A 21,438-nucleotide genomic window follows, 5' to 3' on the forward strand; every position below is an offset into this window, starting at 1 on the left:
GGTGTGGTTACTGGCTCAGGTGGCGCCGTCATTGCCCTGTTCGCAGACGAGTTGCCGATGCAGTGCCATGTCGATGTTTTGACCACTGGCGAGGACAACGGTGGTGCCGGGGTTTTCGACGCGACCGCTTAGCAGCGCTGCGATACCGACCGATCCGCTGCCTTCGAGGATGAGCCGCTCCTCGCGATAGGCGTGCCTGATCGCTTGTGCGATCTCTGCTTCCGAGACTAGCACTGTTTCGTCGACCAACTCCTGGGCCATGCGGAAGGTGTGGCGATTGTCCAGGCCGATACCGCCACCTAGTGAATCGGCAAGTGTCTCCAGCTCCTCGACCTGCACCGGCCGTCCCGCGGCAAGGCTGGCGTGCATCGCGCAACCGCGTTCCATCGTTACGCCAATGACCCGGATGTCGCGCGAGGCGCTCTTCATTGCGAGTGCGACGCCGGCGATCAGTCCGCCGCCCGATAAGGGCACGAGCACGGTGTCGACCGATGGCAGGTCGTCGAGGATCTCAAGGCCCGCAGTCCCCTGGCCGGCGATCACGTGGGGGTGGTCGAAGGGCGGCAGCAGGGTGAGTCCCTCGGTGCCGATGAGGCGTGCCACCTCCTGCTCGGCCTCGTCCTGGCTCGCACCGGTGATATGCACCTCGGCGCCGAGCGCGCGGATCGCCTCAACCTTGTTCGACGGCACCAGGCGCGACATGCAGATTACGGCGCGCACGCCCAGTTGCTTTGCTGCATACGCGAGCGCGCGGCCGTGGTTTCCGGTGGAGACGCCGATCACGCCGCGCGCGCGCGCCGCATCGTCGAGCGCGAGCAGCGCATTTGTCGCCCCGCGCAGTTTGAAGCTGCCGGTGGTCTGGCGGCATTCGAGCTTCAGGTGCACCGGCGTGCCAAGCCTGCCGGACAGGCTTTCGGAGGCCACGAGCGGGGTGTGCAGCACATGGCTGCGGATGCGGTGGCGGGCGCGGTAGAGGTCTATCAGTCGGATGTCCTGGGTCATTGCGGTGCGCGTTCCTCTAGGGTGTCGAACAGCCGGCCGGGGGCCTCAGGTGCGGTGAGGCCAGTGAGGTCCAGCGTGTGCCAGACGATCGCCTGGTTGCTGGTGACCACTGGCCGGTCGAGTGCGATCTCGAGCGCTTCGACGGCGAGGCTCGAACGCAGCGCAGTGCACGAGATGAACAGCGCATCGGCCTCGGGGGCCATCGCACGGATTCCCGCCTCCACGATCGTTTCCGGCGGGATTGCAGTCATTGCGTAGTCGTCGTCCATGTCGAGGCCCGACACATTCAGCACGTCCAGCCCGCGGCTTGCGTAGTAGTCGCCAAGCGCGCGGTTTACGTCCGCACGGTAGGGGGTCAGGATCGAGACGCGGCGTGCGCCGAGCCGCGCCAGCGCCGCGAGGCTCGCGGTGACCGGTGTGGTCTGGTGGTGCGATGGCTTGGCACGGCCGAGCAGCGCGAGTGTCTCGGCCTCACCCAGCGCAATGGTGCCCGAGGTGCAGCCGTATGCGACGACGTCGAGCGTGAGCCCCGGCAGCAGATCGCGTCCGGCGCGCGGCAGATCGTCGGCGACCTCACGCAGCGCTTCCAGTGTCATCGGGTTCGCGTGCTTGACGCGGTTGCAGTACAGCCCGATATCGGCGGGCAGCATGCGGCGCAGGTCAGCCTCACTGTTGAGATCGGTGGCCAGTCCAAGCAGGCCGACCCGGGCACGCTCGACAGCGGGTGCATGTGCAGCGGTGGGAAGAATGTCGATACGCAAGGGGTTCTCCGGTCAGCGATAGGCGAGTGTGGGCAGGGTCAGCGCGATCTCGGGGATGAAGATCAGCAGCAGCGACGCGAACAGCAGAATTGCGATGAACGGCGGCGTGCCGCGGATCACTTCCATATAAGGTTTGCGGAAGATTGCGCAGGCCGTGAAGATGTCGCAGCCGAAGGGCGGGGTGCACGAACCGATGGCCATCTGCATGGTGATGATGGTGCCGACGAGCACGGGGTCGATGCCGGCCGAATGCACCAGCGGCATGAAGATCGGCGTCATGATCAGGGTGACGACAATCGGATCGACGAACATGCAGCCAATGAAGAACGCGACCGAGATGGCGAACAGGATGGTGTAGGGTCCGGCCTCGGCAAGCCCGAGCGCGGCGATCATCTGCTGCGGGATCTGGGCAAAGGAGATGATCCACGAGAAGGCCGCACCGGTACCGACGAGGATGAACACGATGCCGGTGATGAGCCCCGTCGAATAGGCGATGCTCGGAATGTCCGAGAGCTTTACCGCGCGGTAGATGAATACTTCCAGCACAAAGGCGTAGAGCACTGCGATCGCTGCGACCTCGGTCGGGCTGAAAAAGCCGCCGTAGAGGCCGCCAACAATCAGCACCGGGAAGAAGGTCGCGAGCGCGGCCTTGCGCATCGCCCGCAGGCGCTCGCCCCAGCTTGAGCGGGGCAGCAGCGGAATGTCCTTCTTCCATGCGTACCACACCGAAAACACGGTAAACAGCGCGAGAATGAGCAGTCCGGGGCCGATGCCGGCAAGGAAGAGTTCGGCGATCGACACCTTGCCGACGATGCCGAACACGATCATGCCGATGCTGGGCGGGATCAGGAAGGCGATGTCGGAGGCGTTGATGATCAGCGCGGTCGTGAACTTGTCGTCGTAGCCGGCCTTCAGCATGCGTGGTCGCAGCGGTCCGCCGATCGCTACCACGGTTGCCTGCGTCGAGCCCGAGATCGCGCCGAACATCGTGCAGGCCACGGCTGCCGTCACCGCCAGGCCACCGCGGATATGGCCGAAGAAGGTCATCGCGAGGTCGAGCAGCCGGTTCGCGGTGCGTCCGCGGGTGACGATGTCGGCCGCGAGAATGAACATCGGTACCGTGATCAATGCCACCGGACTGATGCCGCTGATCATCTGCTGCACCATGATGTCAGTCTTGATATTGGGGAAGTACGCGAAGAAGGCCACGAAGGTCGCGACCAGCATCGGTATCATCATCGGGAAACCCGCCAGCATCATCAGGAGCATGATGAGCAGAATCGTGAGCGCCATGGTGTTGTCCTCTCAGATCGAAGGCATGTCGACTTCGTCATGCTCACGCACACGGGGTGCGACATGGACGCTGCCGGGGGTACGCAGATTGACCAGGGCAGTGAGCCCGAACTGCAGGGTTGCGATGCTCAGGCCCAGAGGAATCCACAACAGCGTGATCCACATCGGGAACTGCAGTGCCGGGGTGACGCGACCCATCGCCTGGGTGCGCAGGATGTAGGTTGTTGCGTACCAGGCAAGCGTCGCGAGCACGATGGCGGTGAGCGCCTGAATCGTGGCGAGCGCCCTGCGACGGTGTTCGAGGGGAAGCATGTCGGTCAGTGCGGACATGCGGATGTGGCGGCCCTGGCGGGCGGCCGCGCTGGTACCGACGAAGGTAATCAGCACGATCAGGAACTGGTTGAGTTCTTCGGAGAAGAACAGGCTGCTGTTGAAGCCGATGCGGGCTGCGACGTTACCCAGTGTATTGACTGCCATCAGGATGATGGCCCAGGCAAGGAGCTGCTTTTCCAGCACGGCCAGACCCTGGTCGATGCAACGTAGGGTTTGCAGGATCAGACCCTGCGAGGGCGCTTTGTCCATCTGTACCTCCTCTGTCTGCAGGGCAGCTTCCCCGCGTAGCGTTGCGTGCATGAAAGTATTCTGCGGCAATATTCTGCCGGCCCGGCCGTCACAATATTTCGTTTTTTCGACCGGGTCAGTCTATGTGGGAGGGGTGTGTCAAGCTAATGCACTAGCACAATATTGACATCGCACCTTTGATGTGCATGTGCACCATTCTGGGGTTCGATTTTGGTGCGTGCTGAAAGTGTTCTAGTGCAATGTCAGGGGGATGTCTTCGGCGTAATCTCGAATCCGTGTCGAGTTGCCGCAGCGGCGGTGCCAGGCCCACTCAATCCACTCAGAACAGAGGACGAAACAATGGCCATCAGTCAGACCCTCAAGCAATTGTTTGCCGGTGCGGCGATCAGTCTTGCAACAGTCGGCATTGCAAGTGCCGAAGATTGGAAGTTCGCGGTCGAGGAAGGACCAGGCGATGTTCAGGCGCTGTACGCCGAGCAGTTCAAGAAACTGGTCGAGCAGCGCACCGATGGCAAGGTGAAAGTGACGATTTACACCTATGGCCAGCTCGGAAACGAGAATGACCTTACCGAGCTCACGGCGGCTGGCGCGATTCAGTTCTCGAACGCGTCGCCCGGCCATCTTGGGACCTTCGTGCCCGAGGTTCAGGTGCTGAGCCTGCCTTTCCTCCTGCCCAAGGCGGATGCGCCGAAGGCTGCCGTGCTGTCAAACAGCAAGGCACTTTATGGCTCGCTGGCAAAGGACTTCGCGGCCAAGGGACTCAAGCTCTTTACGGTCTATCCGGAAGGCGAGATGATCTGGACGACCAAGAAGGAAGTGCGGACGCCTGCCGACCTGGGTGACGTGAAGTTTCGCGTGATGACCTCACCGATCCTCATCGAGCAGTTCAAGCTGTACGGTGCGAACCCGGTCGCATTGCCATGGGGCGAGGTCTACGGTGGTCTGCAGATGAATGTCATTCAGGCCCAGGTCAACCCGGCCTTCTTCATCGAAAGCGCCAAGTTTCACGAAGTCACCGACCATCTGATCTACGTTGGTGACGTCGAGTACACGACCACCGTGGTTGCCAACGCCGACTTCTACGAATCGCTCTCGCCCGAGCGCAAGAAGATGCTCGCAGCGGTACGGGACGAGTTGCAGCAGTACATTCTGAAGACGGAGCGGGAGAAGAATGCTGCAGCGGTCGACAAGATGCGCAAGGACAATCCCAATTTGAAGGTTGTCACGCTCACCGATGCCGAGCGCGAAGTGTTCCGCAAGCGCGCCGAACCGTTGGCCGAGAAGCTGGTCGGCATGGTCGGCGGTCGTACCGGTGCCATTCTGAAGGAGCTCAAGGCGGACATCGATGCAGCGGTAAAGACGATGGCTGCCAACTGATCGAGCCGCTGCGCCAAGTGCGCGGATGAGATGAAAACGGAGCGGGCCTGGAAGGGTCTGCTCCGTTTTTTTTCAGGCAGGGGGCGCTGGGCGGTCGAGTGCTGAAGGCAGGTGTCGCTGGTGCGAACGGGCCTTGATCCGGGCGAGATCGGTGAGCCGAAAACAACAAAGCCAATCACCGTGAAGTGATTGGCTTTGATGCTGAAGCTTGGTTGCGGGGGCAGGATTTGAACCTGCGACCTTCGGGTTATGAGCCCGACGAGCTGCCAGACTGCTCCACCCCGCGTCGGAGATCGTGCACTGCTTGCGCAGTTTGAAGCTGAATCAAAAAGGCCAGTCAGGAAACGGCGACTGGCCTTTTCGTGAATCTTGGTTGCGGGGGCAGGATTTGAACCTGCGACCTTCGGGTTATGAGCCCGACGAGCTGCCAGACTGCTCCACCCCGCGTCGGAGAAGCAGCACTATAAACAACGCGGGGCTGAAAATCAAGGTAAACCTGAAAAAACCGTTTCGAAGGGATTACTTCGACGCGGTATCGAGGGCGGCCATCAGCTCGGCATCGCGGCTGTAGATGTCGGGGCGGTAGGTGATGCGACCTTCGGCGTCCGGGGCGGCGGTGAGGTAGGCGATGATGATCGGGACGGAGCCCGCGAGGCTCAGATTGCCGGTCTTGCCGCTGGCCAGCACCGACTCGAAACGCGCCACATGGGCGTCGCCGCCGTTGCCCTCGATCAGCAGCCTGACCAGGTCGAGTGCGTCCTCAACCCGCACGCAGCCAGAGCTGAATGCGCGCGTGCTGCGCTTGAACTGGCGCTGGTTGGGTGTGTCGTGCAGGTAGATCGCGTAGGGGTTGGAGAAGCGGATCGCGACCTTGCCCAGGGCTGCGCCATCGCCGGCGTCCTGGCGCAGGGTCAGGCCGGACGTGTTGCTCCAGTCGACGGTGGCGGGGTCAACCTCGTCGCCGTCCCGGTCGAGAACGCGGATATTGCGGCTGGCCAGGTACTCCGGGTCGGTGCTGGCTTTGGGGATGATGTCCTTCCTGAGGATGGTCGGCGGCACGGTCCAGGTCGGATTGATGGTGAAGTGGGTGATGCGCGAGAACAGTTCCGGTGTTTCCCGCGCCGCTGTGCCGACCTGTGTTCTGGCCGACCACAGGGGGACGCCGTCGCGGAAGTAGGAGAGGCGATAGCCCGCAATATCCACCAGTACGTAGTCGCCCTGCTGGCGCGCAGCAAGCCAGCGCGAACGCTCGAGATTGATGCGCAGCATGGCCTGACGTTCCGCGAGGCTGCGGTTCAGGGCCCCGAGCGTGATCGGGCCGACGGCACCATCCGCCTCCAGACCCTGGTCGCGCTGAAATGCGCGCACGGCGTCGACCAGCGTGTCGTCCATCTGCGGGCTGAAGCTGTCCTGTGCGTCGAGATAGGCACTGGCAATGAGTCTTGCCCGCAGTTCGATGACGCGGGCGCTGCTCATGCCGGACTTGAGCGTCGGGCCGGGTGACACCTGAGGCAGGCCAGCCCCGGACTGCTCCTGACGGGCTTCAGCCATGGCCTTGCGCAGCGCGGTGTAGAGCTCCGTTTTTGGGCGAAACCGGTTGAACAGGGCCGCAAGGTCGGCGTCACCGGGCTTGCCGAGCTGGGCCGCGGGGGAGGGCAGATCTGGTGCAGGCAGCGAGGATGGCCGCCAGTAGTGGCCCGCGCGGGCCGGGTCGAGCACGCCGCGCTGCAGATGATTCAGGGCTGCGGTACACGCTTCGCTGATCCGGATGTCGTCCTGCGCGCGCTGCATGGCTGTGCCGGACGCCGCAAGCGGTTTGCGCAGGAGCTCAGCCAGGTAGTGATCAGGGTTCAGGCCGTCATCCGCGAGGGCCTCGATCTCGGCGAGCAACTGCTGGCGCCGTGCAGGTGCTTGCCACAGCGGTGCGAAATCTCGTGCGGCATACGCGCGGGCAAGTTCTGTGCGCACCTTGGTGTCATGGGCGCGGCCCTCGATCACGGGCTGCAGCTGCGCGCGCAGTTCGGCGCTGACCGCGTTGTCGTTCGCCGCTGCGACGCCGGTGAGCAGGGAGGCAATAAACAGCGGGAATAACAGGACTGCCCGGATTGGGGAGTTGATACGATTTTTCATCTGCGTTTTCTGCAACTGCCTGATAAGATGCGGTCTGTTTGTGCAAAATAAGTCGTTTTGCCGAGCTTCAGGGACGATATTGACATACAAAAAGAGCAGGGCGCTCGATCAGCGCGCCTTAGTTCTCGTCAAGCCGGACGGATTTCACACAATGAACGTTTCGCTTCGAAAGGCAGCCCTCGTGCTGGGCCTGCCTCTGTTTGTGCTGTCTTCAAATGCATCGGCGGGCTCGTCCGATGCACTGCTCGAGGCGCAGCTTTCCGCTGCTGCGCCAAATCTTGCACCCCAGGTGCTCAAACTTGCCTTGTCCGCCATGCAGTGCGCGACGGCGTCAGGGGTCGAATCGTCGAGTCGTCTGGCGGTAATCGACTACTCCCTGTCTGCCAACGTGCCGCGCATGTGGGTGTTCGATCTCGACAAGCGGCAGGTGCTGCACGAGGAACTGGTCGCACACGGTCGCAACTCCGGTGATGAACTCGCCACCAGCTTCTCCAATCGCGTCGGCAGCAACCAGAGCAGTATCGGCCTGTTTCGCACCGGCGAAACCTACGACGGTCGCAACGGCTACTCCCTGCGCATGCAGGGACTCGAACCCGGTGTAAACGACAACGCTTACGAGCGTGCGATCGTGATCCACGGGGCCTCGTATGTCGATCCGAACTTCATCGCGGAAAACGGCCGCCTCGGCCGCAGTCAGGGCTGTCCTGCCGTGGCGGACGGCGTTGCCCGCAGGGTGATAGACCATCTGAAGGAAGGGCAGTTCGTTTTCTCCTACTACCCTGACCGCAAGTGGCTGGCCTCGTCGCGCTACCTGCGTTGCAACGAGTCCGCCGTGGCGGCCGCCCGTGCGACGATGCAGGATCTGGGTAGCTGAGCGCGGGCTTTAACTCCGCTCGATCATGAAACGGCGCCGCGTGCGCCGTTTTTTCTTTCCGGCGACGGCTTCGCGCACCGGATGTGCTTGCTGTCGCCCTGGCGCTGCGCGCAGGCAGGCCGACATCCATCGCCGCATCCCTTGCCGTTTGCATGATCGCCGTCTATGTTCCCGGTAACCAATGCATTGCACAAAGGGGACAGGAATGGCGGTTGAGAGAAGGTGGCGGCTACGGACAGGGATCCTGGCGATGCTGGCGGCAAGTTCGCTGGTGGTGCTGGCGCCCGCCATGGCAGAGGATCTGCCCGCGTACGTGCTCGACCTGCCGCAAACGACGGTGTCCGGCATTTCTTCGGGGGCCTTCATGGCGGTGCAGTTCGGTACCGCGCATGCGGCCACCATCAGCGGGGTTGCTGCCACAGCGGGCGGTCCGTACTTTTGCGCCGGACGCGATTCATGGGCAGGCAGCGGGGTGGGCAAGGTGATGGCGCGTTGCATGCAGGGCGACCCGTCCTACCCGGCACAGCCGATTGCCGATATCAACCTGAGTGACATGCATGCCACGGCCCGCGCATGGTCTGCGCGTGGCCTGAACGACGACGTGAGCAATCTGCAGCGTCAGCGGGTGTGGATTTTTCACGGTTACAACGACGGCATCGTCAAGCGCCCTGTCAGCGATGCCTTGCACGCCTGGTACGAAGGTTTCGTACCGGCAGCCCAGATCTTCTACAAGAACGAATTGCGTGCGGCGCATGCGCAGATCTCGGCGAGCTGTGCGGACGCCAATGGCGCGGTGTGCAATCCGTGTGCGACGACGGGTGGGACATTCATCAACAGCTGCCCCGACGGCGATGCCGGGGCGCCCACTTACGACGCCGCAGGTGCTGCGCTGCAGCTGTTCTACGGGCCACTGGCGCGCAGCGCATCTGCCAGTCTCAAGGGGCAGGTACGCGAGTTCGACCAGCGCCCCTTCATCCAGCGTGGTGGCCAGCCGCTGAACCCGATCCGGGCGTCGATGGCGGACACCGGCTATCTGTATGTGCCGGCCGAATGCGCTGCTGGTGAAGCCTGCAGATTGCATGTGGCTTTCCACGGTTGCGAGCAGCAGGCCGGACTGATCGGGAAAGACTTTGTGACCCGCGCTGGCTTCAACGAATGGGCCGATGCCAACCGTATCGTCGTGCTCTATCCGCAGACCGCCGCCACCAGCGCGGTACCGATTACGCCCTTCAATCCGAAGGGGTGCTGGGACTGGTGGGGTTACACCGACTTCGGCTACGACATGCCCGGCCACTATGCGACCCGCGACGGGGTGCAGATTTCCGCGATCTGGCGCATGGTGGAAAAGCTCGCCAGCGGTGGCGCAGGACGCGTTGCGCCCGTCGCGACGCAGATGCCCGACTTGAGGGTGGTCGACCGTTCTGCGGATCAGGTTGCGCTGGCATGGACGCCGGTTGCCGGTGCTGCCGGCTACCGGATCTATCGTGGTGAAGGCGCGGACGCGGGCGTCGGCAGCGTCATGCATGCGGTGACCGCGGTGACGGTCGATGGACCGTCCTGGGTGGACCGTGGGCTGCAGCCGCAGACCACTTATCGCTATCTCGTGCGTGCGGTCGATGCCAGCGGCACCGAGGGGCTGTCTTCCGCGCAGCTCATGGTCAGCACCGGCGCGACGCCACCTGCCTGCGATCCGTATTTTTCGCTGGCGAAGGATCGTGTGGTGGGGCGCAACAACAGGCCGACGAGTGCGGTTTGCCCGTGATCAACTGAAACGGCCCCGCGATATTTCGCGGGGCCGTTTTCACTTCAAGGCACTCACTTGAGGGCTGAGCCGGTCAGTCCATTGCCTCATACAGCGGCAGGGTCAGGAACTCCGGGAAGTCGGGCGTGAGGCTCATCTTCTCGAAGATGCCGGCGGCCTGGTCGTAGGTGGCGGTCTGTTCGCCCTGCGCCGACACCGTGGCTTTCACCTTGGCCAGCTCTTCCGGAATCATGCTGCGGATCAGGTCGGCCGTCACTTCACGGCCATCGTCCATGCGTCCCTTGGGCGACACCACCCACTGCCAGATCTGCGAGCGTGCGATCTCGGCGGTGGCCGCGTCTTCCATCAGGTTGTGGATGGGCACGCAGCCGTTACCGGCCAGCCAGCTGCCGAGGTAGTGAATGCCAACGTTGATGTTGTTGCGCACGCCCGCCTCGGTGATGGGCTGCTCGGGCTGGAAGTCGAGCCAGTCGCTGGGGCCGTAGTTGCCGCCGACCTGCTTGTCCCACTGGTTGGGGCGATCGCCCAGCACCGTGGTGAAGGCTTCCATCGCAATCGGCACCAGACCCGGGTGTGCCACCCAGCCGCCGTCATAGCCGTCGTTGGCGTCGCGATTCTTGTCGTGACGGATGCCGGCCATGGCCTTCTCGTTGGCTTCCGGATCGCTCTTGATCGGGATCAGCGCGCTCATGCCGCCAATGGCCGGGGCGCCGCGCTTGTGGCAGGCCTGCACCAGGGCGAGCGCATAGCTGCGCATGAAGGGCACTTCCATGTTGATCGTGGCGCGGTTGGCAAGGCAGAAGTCGGTGTTCTTCTTGAACTTCTTGATGCACGAGAAGATGTAGTCCCAGCGCCCGGCGTTGAGGCCGGCGGAGTGTTCGCGCAGTTCGTACAGGATCTCTTCCATCTCGAAGGTGGCGAGAATGGTTTCGAGCAGCACGGTGGCCTTGATCGTGCCGCGCGGCAGGCCGATCTCGTCCTGCGCCATGCAGAAGATGTCGTTCCACAGGCGGGCTTCGAGGTGGCTCTCGAGCTTGGGCAGATAGAAGAAGGGGCCGAAGCCGCGCGACAGTTGCTCGCGGGCGTTGTGGAAGAAGAACAGGGCGAAGTCGAACAGGCCGCCGGACACGCGCTCGCCATCGACCAGCACATGCTTTTCGTCCAGATGCCAGCCGCGCGGGCGCACCTGCATGGTGGCGATCTTGTCGTTGAGGCGGTACTCCTTGCCGGCCTCGTTGGTGTAGCTGATCTTGCGGCGCACGGCGTCATACAGGTTGACCTGGCCCTGGATCTGGTTGGACCAGTTGGGGCTGTTCGAGTCTTCGAAGTCGGTCATGTAGGAGTCAGCGCCCGAGTTGAAGGCGTTGATGATCATCTTGCGCTCGACCGGGCCGGTGATCTCCACCCGGCGGCATTCCAGCGCCTTGGGCAGCGGGGCAACCTGCCAGTCGCCATTGCGGATGTGCTGCGTTTCGGGCAGGAAATCGGGCATCTCGCCGGCATCGATGCGTGCCTGGCGGTCGATGCGCGCCTGCAGCAGTTCGCGGCGGCGGGGCTCGAAGGCGCGATGCAGCTTGGCTACGAAGGCGAGGGCTTCGGGGGTGAGGATCTCGTCGAAACGGGTTTCGATGGGGGCGTTGATCTGCATGCCCTGGGGCAGGTTGAGGCTCATGTGGAATCCTTCAGTTAAGTGAGCAGAAATCGGTAAAGGGTTTCAGGCGGTTTTGCCGAAGTAGTAAATGGTCAGCACGGCGCCGATCAGGATGACGAATCCGCGGATCAGGGCGGCAGGCAGTTGCCGCGCCACGCGGGCGCCGAGGTATCCGCCCAGCGTGCCTGTGATCAGCATCACCGCGGTGTGCGGCCAGGACACGGCGCCGGCGATGGTGAATGTCGCGACAGCCACGCTGTAGATCACCGCGGACAGCCAGTTCTTCAGCGCGTTGATCTCATGCATGTCTTCAAAGCCCTGGATCGCAAGCGCCGCGATCATCAGGATGCCCATCCCCGCGCCGAAGAACCCGCCATAGACCGACACGGCCAGCTGGAACACAAAGCCGCCACGGCCGATGCGGTGTGTGTTGCCCGCTGTCGGCAGCGGGCGAAACCCTTTCAGTGCGCCGGAAATCTGGCGGCTGAAGGCGAACAGCAGGGTGGCGATCAGCAGCAGCCACGGAATCAGCCGCGCGAAGGCCGCGTTCGACGTTGCGAGCAGGAGCAGGCCACCCGCGATGCCACCGGCGAACGCCACCACGGTCAGCATCGGCAGGCTGCGCGAGAAGCGCGCCAGCTCGCGCCGATACGCCCATGCGCCCGCAAGACTGGCTGGCCACAGCGACACGGAGTTGCTTGCGTTGGCAACAACCGGTGGCACGCCGACGGCGAGCAGGGCCGGGAAGGAGAAGAAGGTGCCGCCACCGGCAACGGAATTCACCGCACCGGCAACGAGTGCGGCGATGGCGATGATTGCGATGTCGGTGAGTTCCATGGCTGTCCTGTGAAACGGCCTGCGTGCAGGGTGTCTGGTGCGCTGGCTGCTCCGGGCGAGGGGAGCCCCCGGGGAGCAGCGTCCTGGATCGGGTTTGTCTCCTCCCCGAATGAGCAGCAGTCTAGGGAACTCTTATATAAAACTGAATAAGCGGTATGATCACTTTATCTTTTACTAAAAGTATCAAATGGACCAGCTCAAGCAGATTGAAAGCTTCGTAAGTGTCTCGAGTCGAGGCAGCCTTTCCGCTGCTGCACGCGCCGAAGGTGTGACCCCCGCGGTGATCGGACGCCGGCTCGATGCGCTGGAGCAGCGCCTCGGCGTCAAGCTGCTGGTGCGCACGACGCGCAGCATCACGCTCACCTTCGAGGGCAGTGCCTTTCTCGAAGACTGTCAGCGCATCCTTAACGACCTCTCCAACGCCGAAGCCTCGGTCAGTCTGGGTGGGGTGAAACCGAGCGGACATCTGCGCATCTCGGCGCCAGCGGGTTTCGGACGTCGGCATGTGGCACCGCTGGTGCGCAACTATCTGCACGACAATCCGGACGTGAGCTGCACGCTGGACCTGACCGACCGCCTGGTCGACCTCGTCAATGAAGGCATCGACTGTGCGATCCGCATCGGTGAGCTGGCCGATTCCAGTCTGGTGTCGGTGCGTCTGGCCGAGAACCGCCGGGTGGTGGTTGCCAGCCCGGACTATCTGACGCGGTACGGTGTACCGGCTTCACCGGCCGATCTGGACGATCACGTCTGCCTGTCGCTCGGGCAGCAGCGCGGGTGGCTGTTCTCTGACGGTAGCGGGAATACGACGATGATGAAGGTCGACGGTCGTCTGGATTGCAACGATGGCGCCGTGCTTCACGAGTGGGCGCTGGCGGGCGAGGGCCTTGCGTGGCGTTCCCTGTGGGAGGTGGCGGCAGATCTGCGTGCTGGCAGGCTGGTGTCGGTGCTGGACGACTTTGCCGCGCCTGCCAATGGGGTGTACGCCGTGTTTCCGCACCGTCGTAATCTGGCCCTGCGGGTGCGGGCTTTTATCGATTATCTGAAGGCGTGCTACGGCAGCGCCGGCTACTGGCTGGGCGCAGGCACGGGTGACGCCGCGACCGGCACGGCATTGCCTGATGGCGCCCGGCCAGACGCTGGCTGGTAGGGGTCAGGCCGGGTGCCAGACTCGGCGCGCTGCATCCGCTCAGAGCGCTGCGACACCCGCGCGCGCGACAATCGCATCTTCGCCTGCCTTCACGCCGGACACGCCGACAGCGCCGATCACCGTGCCATCGACAATGATCGGCTCGCCGCCTTCGAGCGGCACGACCGGCAGTCGCAGTGCAGCGTAGCGCCCGTTATTCACCATGTCCTCGTACACCTTGCTGGGCTTGCCGGTAAGCACGCAGGTGCGGGCCTTGTCCGGTGCGATCGTCGTGCTCATCAGCGGGGCGCCGTCCATGCGTTGCAGCCACAGGGGGTGCCCGCCGGCATCGCAGATCGCAATGGTCACGGCCCAGCCTTTTGCGACAGCCTCGGCCTCGGCCGCAGCGGCAATGCGCTTTACGTCTGCAAGTGTGAGTTGTTGAATTGTCTTCATGGTCTGGTCCTCTGTTTGGGTGTTGTTGGGCGCGTCAGGTGATCAGGATGGCGCGGAAATCATTGACGTTGGTGAGTGTGGGGCCGGTGACGAGTGCGTCGCCAAGCGCCTCGAAGAAACCGTGGCCGTCGTTGTTGTCGAGGCTGTCGCGCGGACGGATGCCTTTCTCCCACGCCCGGGCGAGGGTGTCGGGGCCGATAAAGGCGCCGGCAACTTCTTCCTGCCCATCGACACCGTCGGTGTCGCCCGCCACTGCGTCGATACCGGGTGTCGCATCGAGCGCAATCGCCAGCGCCAGCAGAAACTCGACATTGCGCCCGCCACGGCCGTTACCGCGCACGGTGACGGTGGTTTCACCGCCGGACAGCAGCACGCAGGGCGGTGGTACGGGCTGGCCGTGGGTGCGCACCTGCAGCGCGACTCCGGCCAGCACCTTGCCCACGTCCCGCGCTTCACCTTCAAGACGGTCGCCGAGCAGTACAGGGGTGATGCCGGCCGCGCGTGCCACGTCAGCTGCCGCCTCGAGCGCCTGTTGTGGCGTGGCAATCAGGTGCGTGCTGACGCCGGCCAGGCGTTCATCCGCGGGCTTGATGGTCTCGCCCGCGCCGGTTTCGAGCAGGGCTCGCGCCGCATCCGGCAGTTCGATGCCATAGCGTCGCACGATTTCAAGCGCATCCGCGCAGGTGCTCGGGTCGGCCACGGTGGGGCCGGATGCAATGTCCATCGGATTGTCGCCCGGTACATCCGAGATCAGCAGGTTCACCACCTGTGCGGGGTGGCAGGCCGCTGCAAGTCTGCCGCCCTTGATGGCCGAGAGATGGCGGCGCACGCAGTTCATCTCGGTAATGCTTGCGCCCGATCTGAGCAAAGCGCGGCTGATGATCTGCTTGTCCTCAAGCGTGATGCCTGCGCCGGGCAAGGGGAGCAGGGCCGAGCCGCCACCCGAGATCAGGCAGATCACCAGGTCGTCGGCGCTCAGCCCATCCACCATGGCGAGCATTCGGCTGGCGGCCTCGCGGCCCGCGGCATCCGGCACCGGATGGGCGGCTTCGACGATCTCGATGCGCTCGCAGGGCACGGCATAGCCGTAGCGGGTGACGACCAGCCCTTCGAGCGGACCGGTCCAGTGCTGCTCCAGTGTGCGTGCCATCGCCGCCGATGCCTTGCCGGCGCCGATGACGAGGGTGCGTCCCTTCGGAGGGGCGGGCAGGTGAGGCGGAATGCAGTGTTCGGGCTGGGCGGAATTGACGGCGGCGGCAAACATGGCCGCGAGCACTTCACGGGGCGTGGCGTTCATGCGGGCGGGTCCGGTCGCAGGCTCAGCGCTCGCCGAGATCGGTGAAGGTGATCTCCTGCGCGCCCTTCCACAGCACGGTCCGGCCCATCTCCATGAGCAGTTCGTTGCCCTCGATGACGGTCAGGAAGTGGTTACCGGCCAGTTGCCCCATCTTGCTGGCGAACTGGCTGCTGCCATAGGCGAACAGGATCTCGGTTTCGGAGAAGCCGCCGGGGTAGAACAGCACATCGCCGCGCGAAGGGTGGTTGGTGTGGTTCTCGAAGTCGAGCCCGGTGTCGAACTCGCCCATCGGTACCCAGACCGCCTCGCCGCTCCAGCGCGAATGGATGACCTTGCTGGTGAAGGGCAGCAGCTTGAGGAAGGCTGCGCTGGTGAGCGGTGCTGCGGCCTCTTCGAGGCGGGCGACAAAGTGAAAAGAACCGACATCAATGGCAATGTGACGCATGAAAATTCCCCGAGTGTTGGATTGGCGAGCCCGCTTTCGGTCCGCTCACCGTGAATCCGCGAGAATACGCGACTGAACGGATTCGCCCATCAGGGCTTGCCGCAGTCAGCCCGCAAGTGCCTTCATCCAGCCGAGGCCTTCGACCGTGCCGGCAGCCGGTTTGTATTCGCAGCCGATCCAGCCCTGATAGCCAAGCTGGTCGATATGCCGGAACAGCCATGCGAAGTTGATCTCTCCGCTGCCCGGCTCGTGCCGCCCCGGTGTGTCGGCAAGCTGCATGTGGGCGATCTTCGGCAGATGACGGGCGATCGTGTTGCCCAGTTCGCCCTCCATGCGCTGCGCGTGATAGATGTCGTACTGCAGGAACAGGTTGTCGGAACCGACTGTTTCGATGATGTCGATTGCCTGCGCGGTGCGGCACAGATGAAAGCCGGGGATGTCCCAGGTGTTTACCGGTTCGATCAGCAGGCGGATACCCGCTCGCTTCAGCGCCTCGGCGGCAAAGCGCAGGTTGTCGACGAAGGTCTGGTGCACCGTCTCGGCGGGCACGCCTGCCGGCGCAATGCCGGCGAGACAGTTGAGCTGCTGGCAGCGGAGCGCCTGTGCGTATTCGATTGCGCGACCGACACCATCCTGAAACTCGCCAACCCGCGCCGGATCGCAGGCAATGCCGCGCTCACCCGCGTCCCAGTCGCCCGCGGGCAGGTTGTGCAGCACCAGAGGAAGCCCGCTGCGATCCAGTCGCTCGGCGACCGTGTCCTTGTCGAAGGCATAGGGAAACTGGAGTTCGATCCCTTCAAATCCCGCATTGGCAGCAGCCTGGAAGCGGTCGAGAAAATCGTGCTCGTTGAACAGCAGGGTGATGTTGGCGGTGAACTTGGGCATGGTCTCGTAATCTCGTTCAAGCACGTGCGGGGCTGACGTGCGTAATCCGGTTGTATCGGCAGGCAGTTCGGGCATGTGCCGGCATGGGTTTTCAGCACGTGATCGTAAGGGACGATACGCAGCATAAGCGTTCGTACATTGTCAGGTCACTGCTTTGTGGGCAAGCTCGGCTTCATCGGCGCCTGAGCGTGATGCGCCATCTGGCTCGGCGCTTCGCGGCCAAAGTGTCATGGGCGCTGGCGCCCCGTTTTCGATATGCTGTCGTCGAGATTTCCTGCGCCGGCCGTGTGCCGGCTTTTCTTTTTCGGCGGTCCCGACCTGCATGCTGTGCGCAGGTGTCCGCCGCTTTCGCGAGTAATGCAATGCTTTCGGTTCGTCCTGCCAGGCTGGCAGTTGTGGCGCTGCTGTTGATGTCGCTGATCTGGGGTTACAACTGGGTGGTGATGAAGCAGGTGATCCGGTACGTGGATCCCTTCGACTTTTCTGCGATCCGCACGCTGCTTGCTGCGGTCGCGCTGTTTACCGTCGTGATCATCGCGCGCCGGCCGCTGCGCCCGGTGGCACTGCGCCAGTTGCTCCTGCTCGGTCTGCTGCAGACGGCGGCGTTTACTGCGCTGATTCAGTGGGCGCTGGTCAGCGGCGGTGCGGGCAAGACGGCCATCCTCGTCTACACCATGCCGTTCTGGCTGATGCCGTTGGCGTGGTGGCTCCTTGGCGAGCGCGTGCGTGGCGTGCAGTGGGTTGCGACTGTGGTGGCGGCCGTCGGCCTGGTGCTCATCCTCGATCCCTGGTCGATGGCTGGCAGCGTGATGGGCAATGTGCTGGCGGTCGGCGGCGGCCTGACCTGGGCACTGGCAACGGTGGTGGCCAAGCGCATGCGGCGCGACCATGATTTCGACCTGCTGTCGATGACGGCCTGGCAGATGCTGTTCGGCGCGATTGCGCTGTGTGTGGTGGCCTTGCTGGTGCCGTCGCGCCCAATCGATCCGACGCCCTATTTCTTTGGCGCACTGATCTATAACGCGGTGTTCGCCACTGCGCTGGCGTGGTTGCTGTGGCTCTATGTGCTGCAGAACCTGCCCGCAGGCGTAGCCGGTCTGTCGGCGCTGGGTATTCCCTTGATCGGCGCGCTCGCGGGCTGGATCGAACTGGGTGAGCGGCCAAGTACAGGCGAGTTTGCCGGCATGGCGCTGATCGTTGTGGCGCTGGCGCTGACCAGCCTGTGGCCCTTGTTGCAGGCACGGCGAAAGGCCTGAAATCACTGAGATCCCCGCTCGGGGAGGGGCGGCCCGCACAAGTGGCGGGCGCGCTCGATTAATCAAGGCAAGGCGCAGTCGATCAGACCGACGGTGTCGAGCGTGATCTCGTCGCAGTTGTGTCCCGGCCCTGCGCGGTCGACGACGAGGAAGTCGCACACTCCGCCAAGCGCGAGCAGCGGGTGGTGCCAGACGCCGGTGGCGTAGTTCACGCCCTGGTCGCCACGGGCCACGAACACCCGCAGTTGCGCAGCCGTCGGCGCCTCGCCCGCAGGCGCCACCACCACCAGGTAGGGCTTGCCCGACATCGGGATGAAGGCCTGGCTCGCCAGCGGGTGGCGCTCCATCATCTCGACCCGAAAGGGCAGGGCGCGCGGCTGGCCGCGGAAGATGGACACGATCACCCGGCCGTCTGCGCCGGGTTCGATGTTCGCCAGATCGTGATAGCGCTCGGTGTTACCGGCGTTGATGGTGAAGTGCTTCACCGCGTCGCAGGCTTCGATGACCTCGCCGAAAGGCGCAAAGGCCTCGCGGCTCAGCGGCTCGACCCTAAGCGACTGGATGGAGAGGGGGGTGGTCATGGTGTGGTCCCGCGCTTACTTCGCGGCGACCTTGCCCCACAGACGCAGACGCGACACGCCACCATCGGGAAAGATGTTGAAGCGCACGTGGCTCACCGTGCCGAGTTTCGTCAGCTCCTCGACATAGGTGTGGATCGAATCCGCCGCAAGCTTCTGCTCGGGCAGCAGGGTGTGCCAGAACATGCTCTCGGTGGTGATCGAGCGATCGGTGCCGCCGCTCACGAACGCGGCCTGTACCGAACAACGGTCGGGGAAGTTGCCCTTGAAGAAGGCGGTGTCGACCTCGATCTTCTCGATCGTGCCGGGCGCGCCCAGTTCGAGCACGCACCAGTCGTTGCCAGGCTCGCGGCGGCGACGGGTCTCCCAGCCGTCACCCATGTTCTTGCCAGGTCCGGGCAGCATCAGCGCCGCGGCCGACGAACCGAAGCTGGCGTCGTTCCACGACACCGCACGTCCGCCGTTTTCCATCGCCACCAGATCGACCAGCGCATCCGGCGCGGCATTTTCCAGTCCGCCCACCGGACGCCCATACACCCGCAGACGGGCAATGCCGCCATCGGGGAAGATATTGACGCGCAGATGCGTCCACGCCGCGTCGCTCGCGCATTCGAGCAGGTGGTGTGCGTTCGGGCCGAGCGGCGTCGCCGGCAGGATCTCGGTCCAGCTTGCCGCCGTGAGCACCTCGACCTCGTCGGACTCGGACACGCAGGCCTCGATCGAGACCGCCGGCGGATAGTTGCCGGTGAAGTGGCTGGTATCGACGTCGAAGCCGCGAATCACCCCCTTCACGCCGAGCTTGACCAGCGCCCAGTCGTAGCCTGCCACGCGCTTGCGGCGCGACTCCCAGCCATCCATCCACTTGCCGTTGGTGTCGAACTTGCCGGGCACGAACTGCGCCGGCTCCGGATTGAGCATGCGGGCGACTTCGGCAAAGAAGTCGTCGGACGCGAACAGCGCCTTCGCACCCAGCCGGGTGCTGGCGAGATCGACCGAGCGCAGCGCCCATTCGGGCAGGTCGGCGGGTTGGGCAAAGACGGGGGCGCCGGGGGTGTGACTGGCCATCGATGAAATCTCCTCTGTTGGGGTCCGTGGACCGCCTGTGTGTCTGTTCGGGTCGTCCCCGGCCGCAGCTCCCGACGCCGCCGTCATGGTCAGCGGTGCGGCGCGCAGTGTGAGTCGTTTCCGGTTGGAAGCGGGGGGCAGGGGATTGCTGCTGCATTGTATTTTCGAACCGATAAAATCGTATACAAAAAATATTTGATACCAGTGGGTGGTTCACATGAACAGCCTGCGGCACCCGTTAAAAGCCTTTTCCTGCCGGTGCCTCAATAACGTTCTTCCATCTTGCGGTGGCTGCGAAGGGCGCTCCGGATTGGTGCGCATGCACGTTAACTGGGCGTTCTGTGACTTGCCGTGGTGCATGTGGAGCGAGATTCGGTGGAAGCTGATCGCAGTACGATTGATTGTGTTTATGAGTACAAATTTTGATTGTTTCGTATACAAACAGACTCTAAACTTTGCCCAATGAAAAGGGTCCTCCGAGGACTTCAGCGTGCATCGGGGAGAGGCAAAGTTGAGCAAGAAACGATCACCCATTGATCTGGGCTCGCTCCAGAGCGAAGAAACCATGACGGGTAGCGGACGTGACGAAGCGATCTACCGCAATCTTTACGCGGCCATCGTGGAGAACCATCTCGAGCCCGGAACCAAGCTGCCGGAAGACACGCTGGCCGAGGCCTTTGGCGTCAGCCGCACCAGTATCCGCAAGGTGCTTCAGCGCCTGGCTTACGAGCGGCTGGTCGACATCCGCCTGAACCGCGGCGCCACCGTGGCCCAGCCTACGGTCAAGGAGGCGCGTGATGTTTTCGCCGCACGTCGCATCGTCGAATGCGGCGCGATCGCGCAGGTCGTTGCCCGGGCGACGCCTGCGAAGCTCGACGAGTTGCGTGACATCGTGCGGCGTGAGCAGGAGGCGGAAGCGCGGGGCGATCGCCGCGAATCCATCTATCTGTCGGGCGAGTTTCATGTCGCGCTGAGTCGTCTGTCCGAGAACGACACCATCAGCGACATCCTCGCCGGGCTGGTATCGCGCTCGTCGCTGGTCATTGCCACCTTCGGCTCGCCGATGTCGGGCAGTTGTCGTCATACCGAGCACCACGACGTGCTCGATTTGATTGCAGCGGGCGATGCCGATGGCGCGCGCGAGTGGATGGAACGTCACCTGCGGGACGTGGAGCGCAGCGTCGTACTGCTCGAAGAGAACCCCGCTGCGCCCGATCTGCGCCGAATCCTCGACGACGTGGCGCAGCGCCAGCGCCGCCAGCGCTGATCAACGACGGCCAAGGCTTGGCTGACAGGCGATACTCAGGAGAACAGCAGCAGATGCATATCAGGCTCATCAACCCCAACACCACGGCAAGCATGACCGCGAAGATCGGCGAGGCGGCCGCGCGTGTCGCCGCTGCCGGCACGCAGACCTCGGCCTGCAATCCGCTTGCGGGTCCGGTTTCGATCGAAAGCCATTTCGACGAGGCGATCAGCGCAGTCGGCGTGCTCGAAGAAATCCGTCGCGGCGAGACGGAGAACATCGACGCCTACATCATCGCGTGCTTCGGCGACCCCGGCCTGCTCGCCGCGCGTGAGCTGAGCCGTGCGCCGGTGATTGGCATTGCCGAGGCTGCCTTTCATCTAGCCACCCTGATCAGCACACGCTTCTCGATCGTGACCACGCTCGGTCGCACCTGCATCATCGCCGAGCACCTGCTGCAGAGCTATGGCTTTGCCCACCACTGCCGGCGCGTGCGCGCCGCGGAAATTCCGGTGCTCGACCTCGAGGACGATGGCGCCTGCGCGCTCGACCGCATCATCGAAGAGTGCCGCCGGGCGCGGGACGAAGACGGTGTAGGTGCGATTGTGCTCGGCTGTGGCGGCATGGCCGACCTCACCGCGCAGATCCGCGACGCGGTCGGTCTGCCGATCGTCGAGGGCGTGACCGCTGCGGTGAAGCTGGCCGAATCCCTCGTCAGCCTGGGGCTGCAAACCAGCAAGCATGGCGATCTCGCCTTTCCGCGCCCGAAGCAATTCATCGGGCACTTCGATTATCTGAGTGCATGAGCAATC

At 63.8% G+C, this 21,438-nt stretch carries 20 protein-coding genes and 2 tRNA genes; 7 read left to right on the top strand and 15 right to left on the bottom strand.

The features are described 5' to 3' along the window. Positions 1-15 precede the first annotated feature (15 nt). From eutB to CEW87_RS14780, 4 genes are read right to left on the bottom strand one after another with little or no spacing between them, the layout of a single operon-like run. The gene (eutB, locus tag CEW87_RS14765; RefSeq protein ID WP_108974168.1) at positions 16-1,002 is read right to left on the bottom strand and encodes a hydroxyectoine utilization dehydratase EutB; all 987 of its coding nucleotides are present in this window, start codon (positions 1,000-1,002) and stop codon (positions 16-18) included. After that, entirely contained in the window at positions 999-1,763 is a 765-nt protein-coding gene (locus CEW87_RS14770; RefSeq protein WP_108974170.1) for an Asp/Glu racemase, read from the bottom strand. Before CEW87_RS14770 ends, eutB begins: the two co-directional genes overlap by 4 nt. Positions 1,764-1,775: 12 nt before the next feature. Beyond that, positions 1,776-3,056, bottom strand: a complete 1,281-nt coding sequence (locus CEW87_RS14775) for a TRAP transporter large permease (RefSeq protein ID WP_108974172.1) — start codon at positions 3,054-3,056, stop codon at positions 1,776-1,778. Positions 3,057-3,068: 12 nt separating this feature from the next. Continuing rightward, positions 3,069-3,638 (bottom strand): TRAP transporter small permease, encoded by a 570-nt coding sequence (locus CEW87_RS14780; protein WP_108974174.1) that lies wholly within the window; start codon positions 3,636-3,638, stop codon positions 3,069-3,071. A 339-nt stretch (positions 3,639-3,977) separates the two neighbouring features. On the opposite strand from CEW87_RS14780, the gene dctP reads away from it, so the two are divergent. Beyond that, entirely contained in the window at positions 3,978-5,015 is a 1,038-nt protein-coding gene (dctP, locus tag CEW87_RS14785) for a TRAP transporter substrate-binding protein DctP (protein ID WP_108974176.1), read from the top strand. A gap of 209 nt (positions 5,016-5,224) precedes the next feature. On the opposite strand, the gene CEW87_RS14790 is transcribed toward dctP, so the two are convergent. The 3 genes from CEW87_RS14790 to CEW87_RS14800 all read right to left on the bottom strand — a co-directional run bounded on the left by CEW87_RS14790 (position 5,225) and on the right by CEW87_RS14800 (position 7,145). Further along, positions 5,225-5,301 (bottom strand) — tRNA-Met (locus tag CEW87_RS14790). 84 nt (positions 5,302-5,385) lie between these two features. Further along, positions 5,386-5,462: transfer RNA gene (locus CEW87_RS14795), tRNA-Met, on the bottom strand. Positions 5,463-5,534: 72 nt separating this feature from the next. After that, positions 5,535-7,145, bottom strand: a complete 1,611-nt coding sequence (locus CEW87_RS14800; RefSeq protein ID WP_108974178.1) for a L,D-transpeptidase family protein — start codon at positions 7,143-7,145, stop codon at positions 5,535-5,537. Positions 7,146-7,296: 151 nt separating this feature from the next. Here CEW87_RS14800 and CEW87_RS14805 point away from each other — a divergent pair, with 151 nt between their 5' ends. Together CEW87_RS14805 and CEW87_RS14810 are read left to right on the top strand one after the other, a co-directional pair. After that, positions 7,297-8,019, top strand: a complete 723-nt coding sequence (locus CEW87_RS14805) for a murein L,D-transpeptidase catalytic domain family protein (protein ID WP_108974180.1) — start codon at positions 7,297-7,299, stop codon at positions 8,017-8,019. A gap of 250 nt (positions 8,020-8,269) precedes the next feature. Beyond that, positions 8,270-9,781, top strand: a complete 1,512-nt coding sequence (locus CEW87_RS14810) for a hypothetical protein (RefSeq protein WP_159098173.1) — start codon at positions 8,270-8,272, stop codon at positions 9,779-9,781. Positions 9,782-9,854: 73 nt separating this feature from the next. Here CEW87_RS14810 and aceB read toward each other — a convergent pair whose 3' ends face one another. Beyond that, positions 9,855-11,453: a malate synthase A gene (gene aceB / locus CEW87_RS14815; protein WP_108974184.1), complete on the bottom strand. Its 1,599-nt coding sequence runs from the start codon at positions 11,451-11,453 to the stop codon at positions 9,855-9,857. 42 nt (positions 11,454-11,495) lie between these two features. Then, complete coding sequence (locus CEW87_RS14820; RefSeq protein WP_108974186.1) at positions 11,496-12,269, bottom strand: sulfite exporter TauE/SafE family protein; 774 nt, start codon at positions 12,267-12,269, stop codon at positions 11,496-11,498. A 187-nt stretch (positions 12,270-12,456) separates the two neighbouring features. Between CEW87_RS14820 and CEW87_RS14825 the strand changes: the two genes are divergently transcribed. Beyond that, complete coding sequence (locus tag CEW87_RS14825; RefSeq protein ID WP_108974188.1) at positions 12,457-13,419, top strand: LysR family transcriptional regulator; 963 nt, start codon at positions 12,457-12,459, stop codon at positions 13,417-13,419. A 39-nt stretch (positions 13,420-13,458) separates the two neighbouring features. On the opposite strand, the gene CEW87_RS14830 is transcribed toward CEW87_RS14825, so the two are convergent. The 4 genes from CEW87_RS14830 to hyi form a co-directional block, all read right to left on the bottom strand. After that, positions 13,459-13,854 carry a GlcG/HbpS family heme-binding protein gene (locus CEW87_RS14830; protein ID WP_108974190.1) on the bottom strand — a complete coding sequence of 132 codons (396 nt, stop codon included), beginning with the start codon at positions 13,852-13,854 and terminating at the stop codon, positions 13,459-13,461. A 34-nt stretch (positions 13,855-13,888) separates the two neighbouring features. Beyond that, a complete protein-coding gene (locus tag CEW87_RS14835; protein WP_108974192.1) occupies positions 13,889-15,151 on the bottom strand; it encodes a glycerate kinase type-2 family protein in 1,263 nt (420 codons plus the stop codon). 22 nt (positions 15,152-15,173) lie between these two features. Beyond that, complete coding sequence (locus CEW87_RS14840; protein ID WP_108947845.1) at positions 15,174-15,596, bottom strand: DUF3830 family protein; 423 nt, start codon at positions 15,594-15,596, stop codon at positions 15,174-15,176. Positions 15,597-15,701: 105 nt separating this feature from the next. Next, complete coding sequence (hyi, locus tag CEW87_RS14845) at positions 15,702-16,481, bottom strand: hydroxypyruvate isomerase (protein WP_108974194.1); 780 nt, start codon at positions 16,479-16,481, stop codon at positions 15,702-15,704. Positions 16,482-16,843: 362 nt separating this feature from the next. Between hyi and CEW87_RS14850 the strand changes: the two genes are divergently transcribed. Further along, on the top strand, positions 16,844-17,737 hold the full coding sequence (locus CEW87_RS14850; protein ID WP_108977241.1) for a DMT family transporter: 894 nt from the start codon (positions 16,844-16,846) through the stop codon (positions 17,735-17,737). A gap of 62 nt (positions 17,738-17,799) precedes the next feature. Here the strand turns inward: CEW87_RS14850 and CEW87_RS14855 are convergent, their stop codons facing one another. Both CEW87_RS14855 and alc read right to left on the bottom strand, forming a co-directional pair. Continuing rightward, a complete protein-coding gene (locus CEW87_RS14855; RefSeq protein WP_108974195.1) occupies positions 17,800-18,318 on the bottom strand; it encodes an ureidoglycolate lyase in 519 nt (172 codons plus the stop codon). 15 nt (positions 18,319-18,333) lie between these two features. Continuing rightward, the gene (alc, locus tag CEW87_RS14860; RefSeq protein ID WP_108974197.1) at positions 18,334-19,380 is read right to left on the bottom strand and encodes an allantoicase; all 1,047 of its coding nucleotides are present in this window, start codon (positions 19,378-19,380) and stop codon (positions 18,334-18,336) included. Positions 19,381-19,891: 511 nt separating this feature from the next. On the opposite strand from alc, the gene CEW87_RS14865 reads away from it, so the two are divergent. Both CEW87_RS14865 and CEW87_RS14870 read left to right on the top strand, forming a co-directional pair. Next, positions 19,892-20,647: a GntR family transcriptional regulator gene (locus CEW87_RS14865; protein ID WP_199917026.1), complete on the top strand. Its 756-nt coding sequence runs from the start codon at positions 19,892-19,894 to the stop codon at positions 20,645-20,647. 53 nt (positions 20,648-20,700) lie between these two features. Continuing rightward, a complete protein-coding gene (locus tag CEW87_RS14870; RefSeq protein WP_108974199.1) occupies positions 20,701-21,432 on the top strand; it encodes an aspartate/glutamate racemase family protein in 732 nt (243 codons plus the stop codon). The last annotated feature ends 6 nt before the right edge of the window (positions 21,433-21,438 follow it).

Origin of the sequence: Parazoarcus communis, assembly GCF_003111665.1 — a bacterium.
Classification (GTDB): Bacteria; Pseudomonadota; Gammaproteobacteria; order Burkholderiales; family Rhodocyclaceae; genus Parazoarcus; species Parazoarcus communis_B.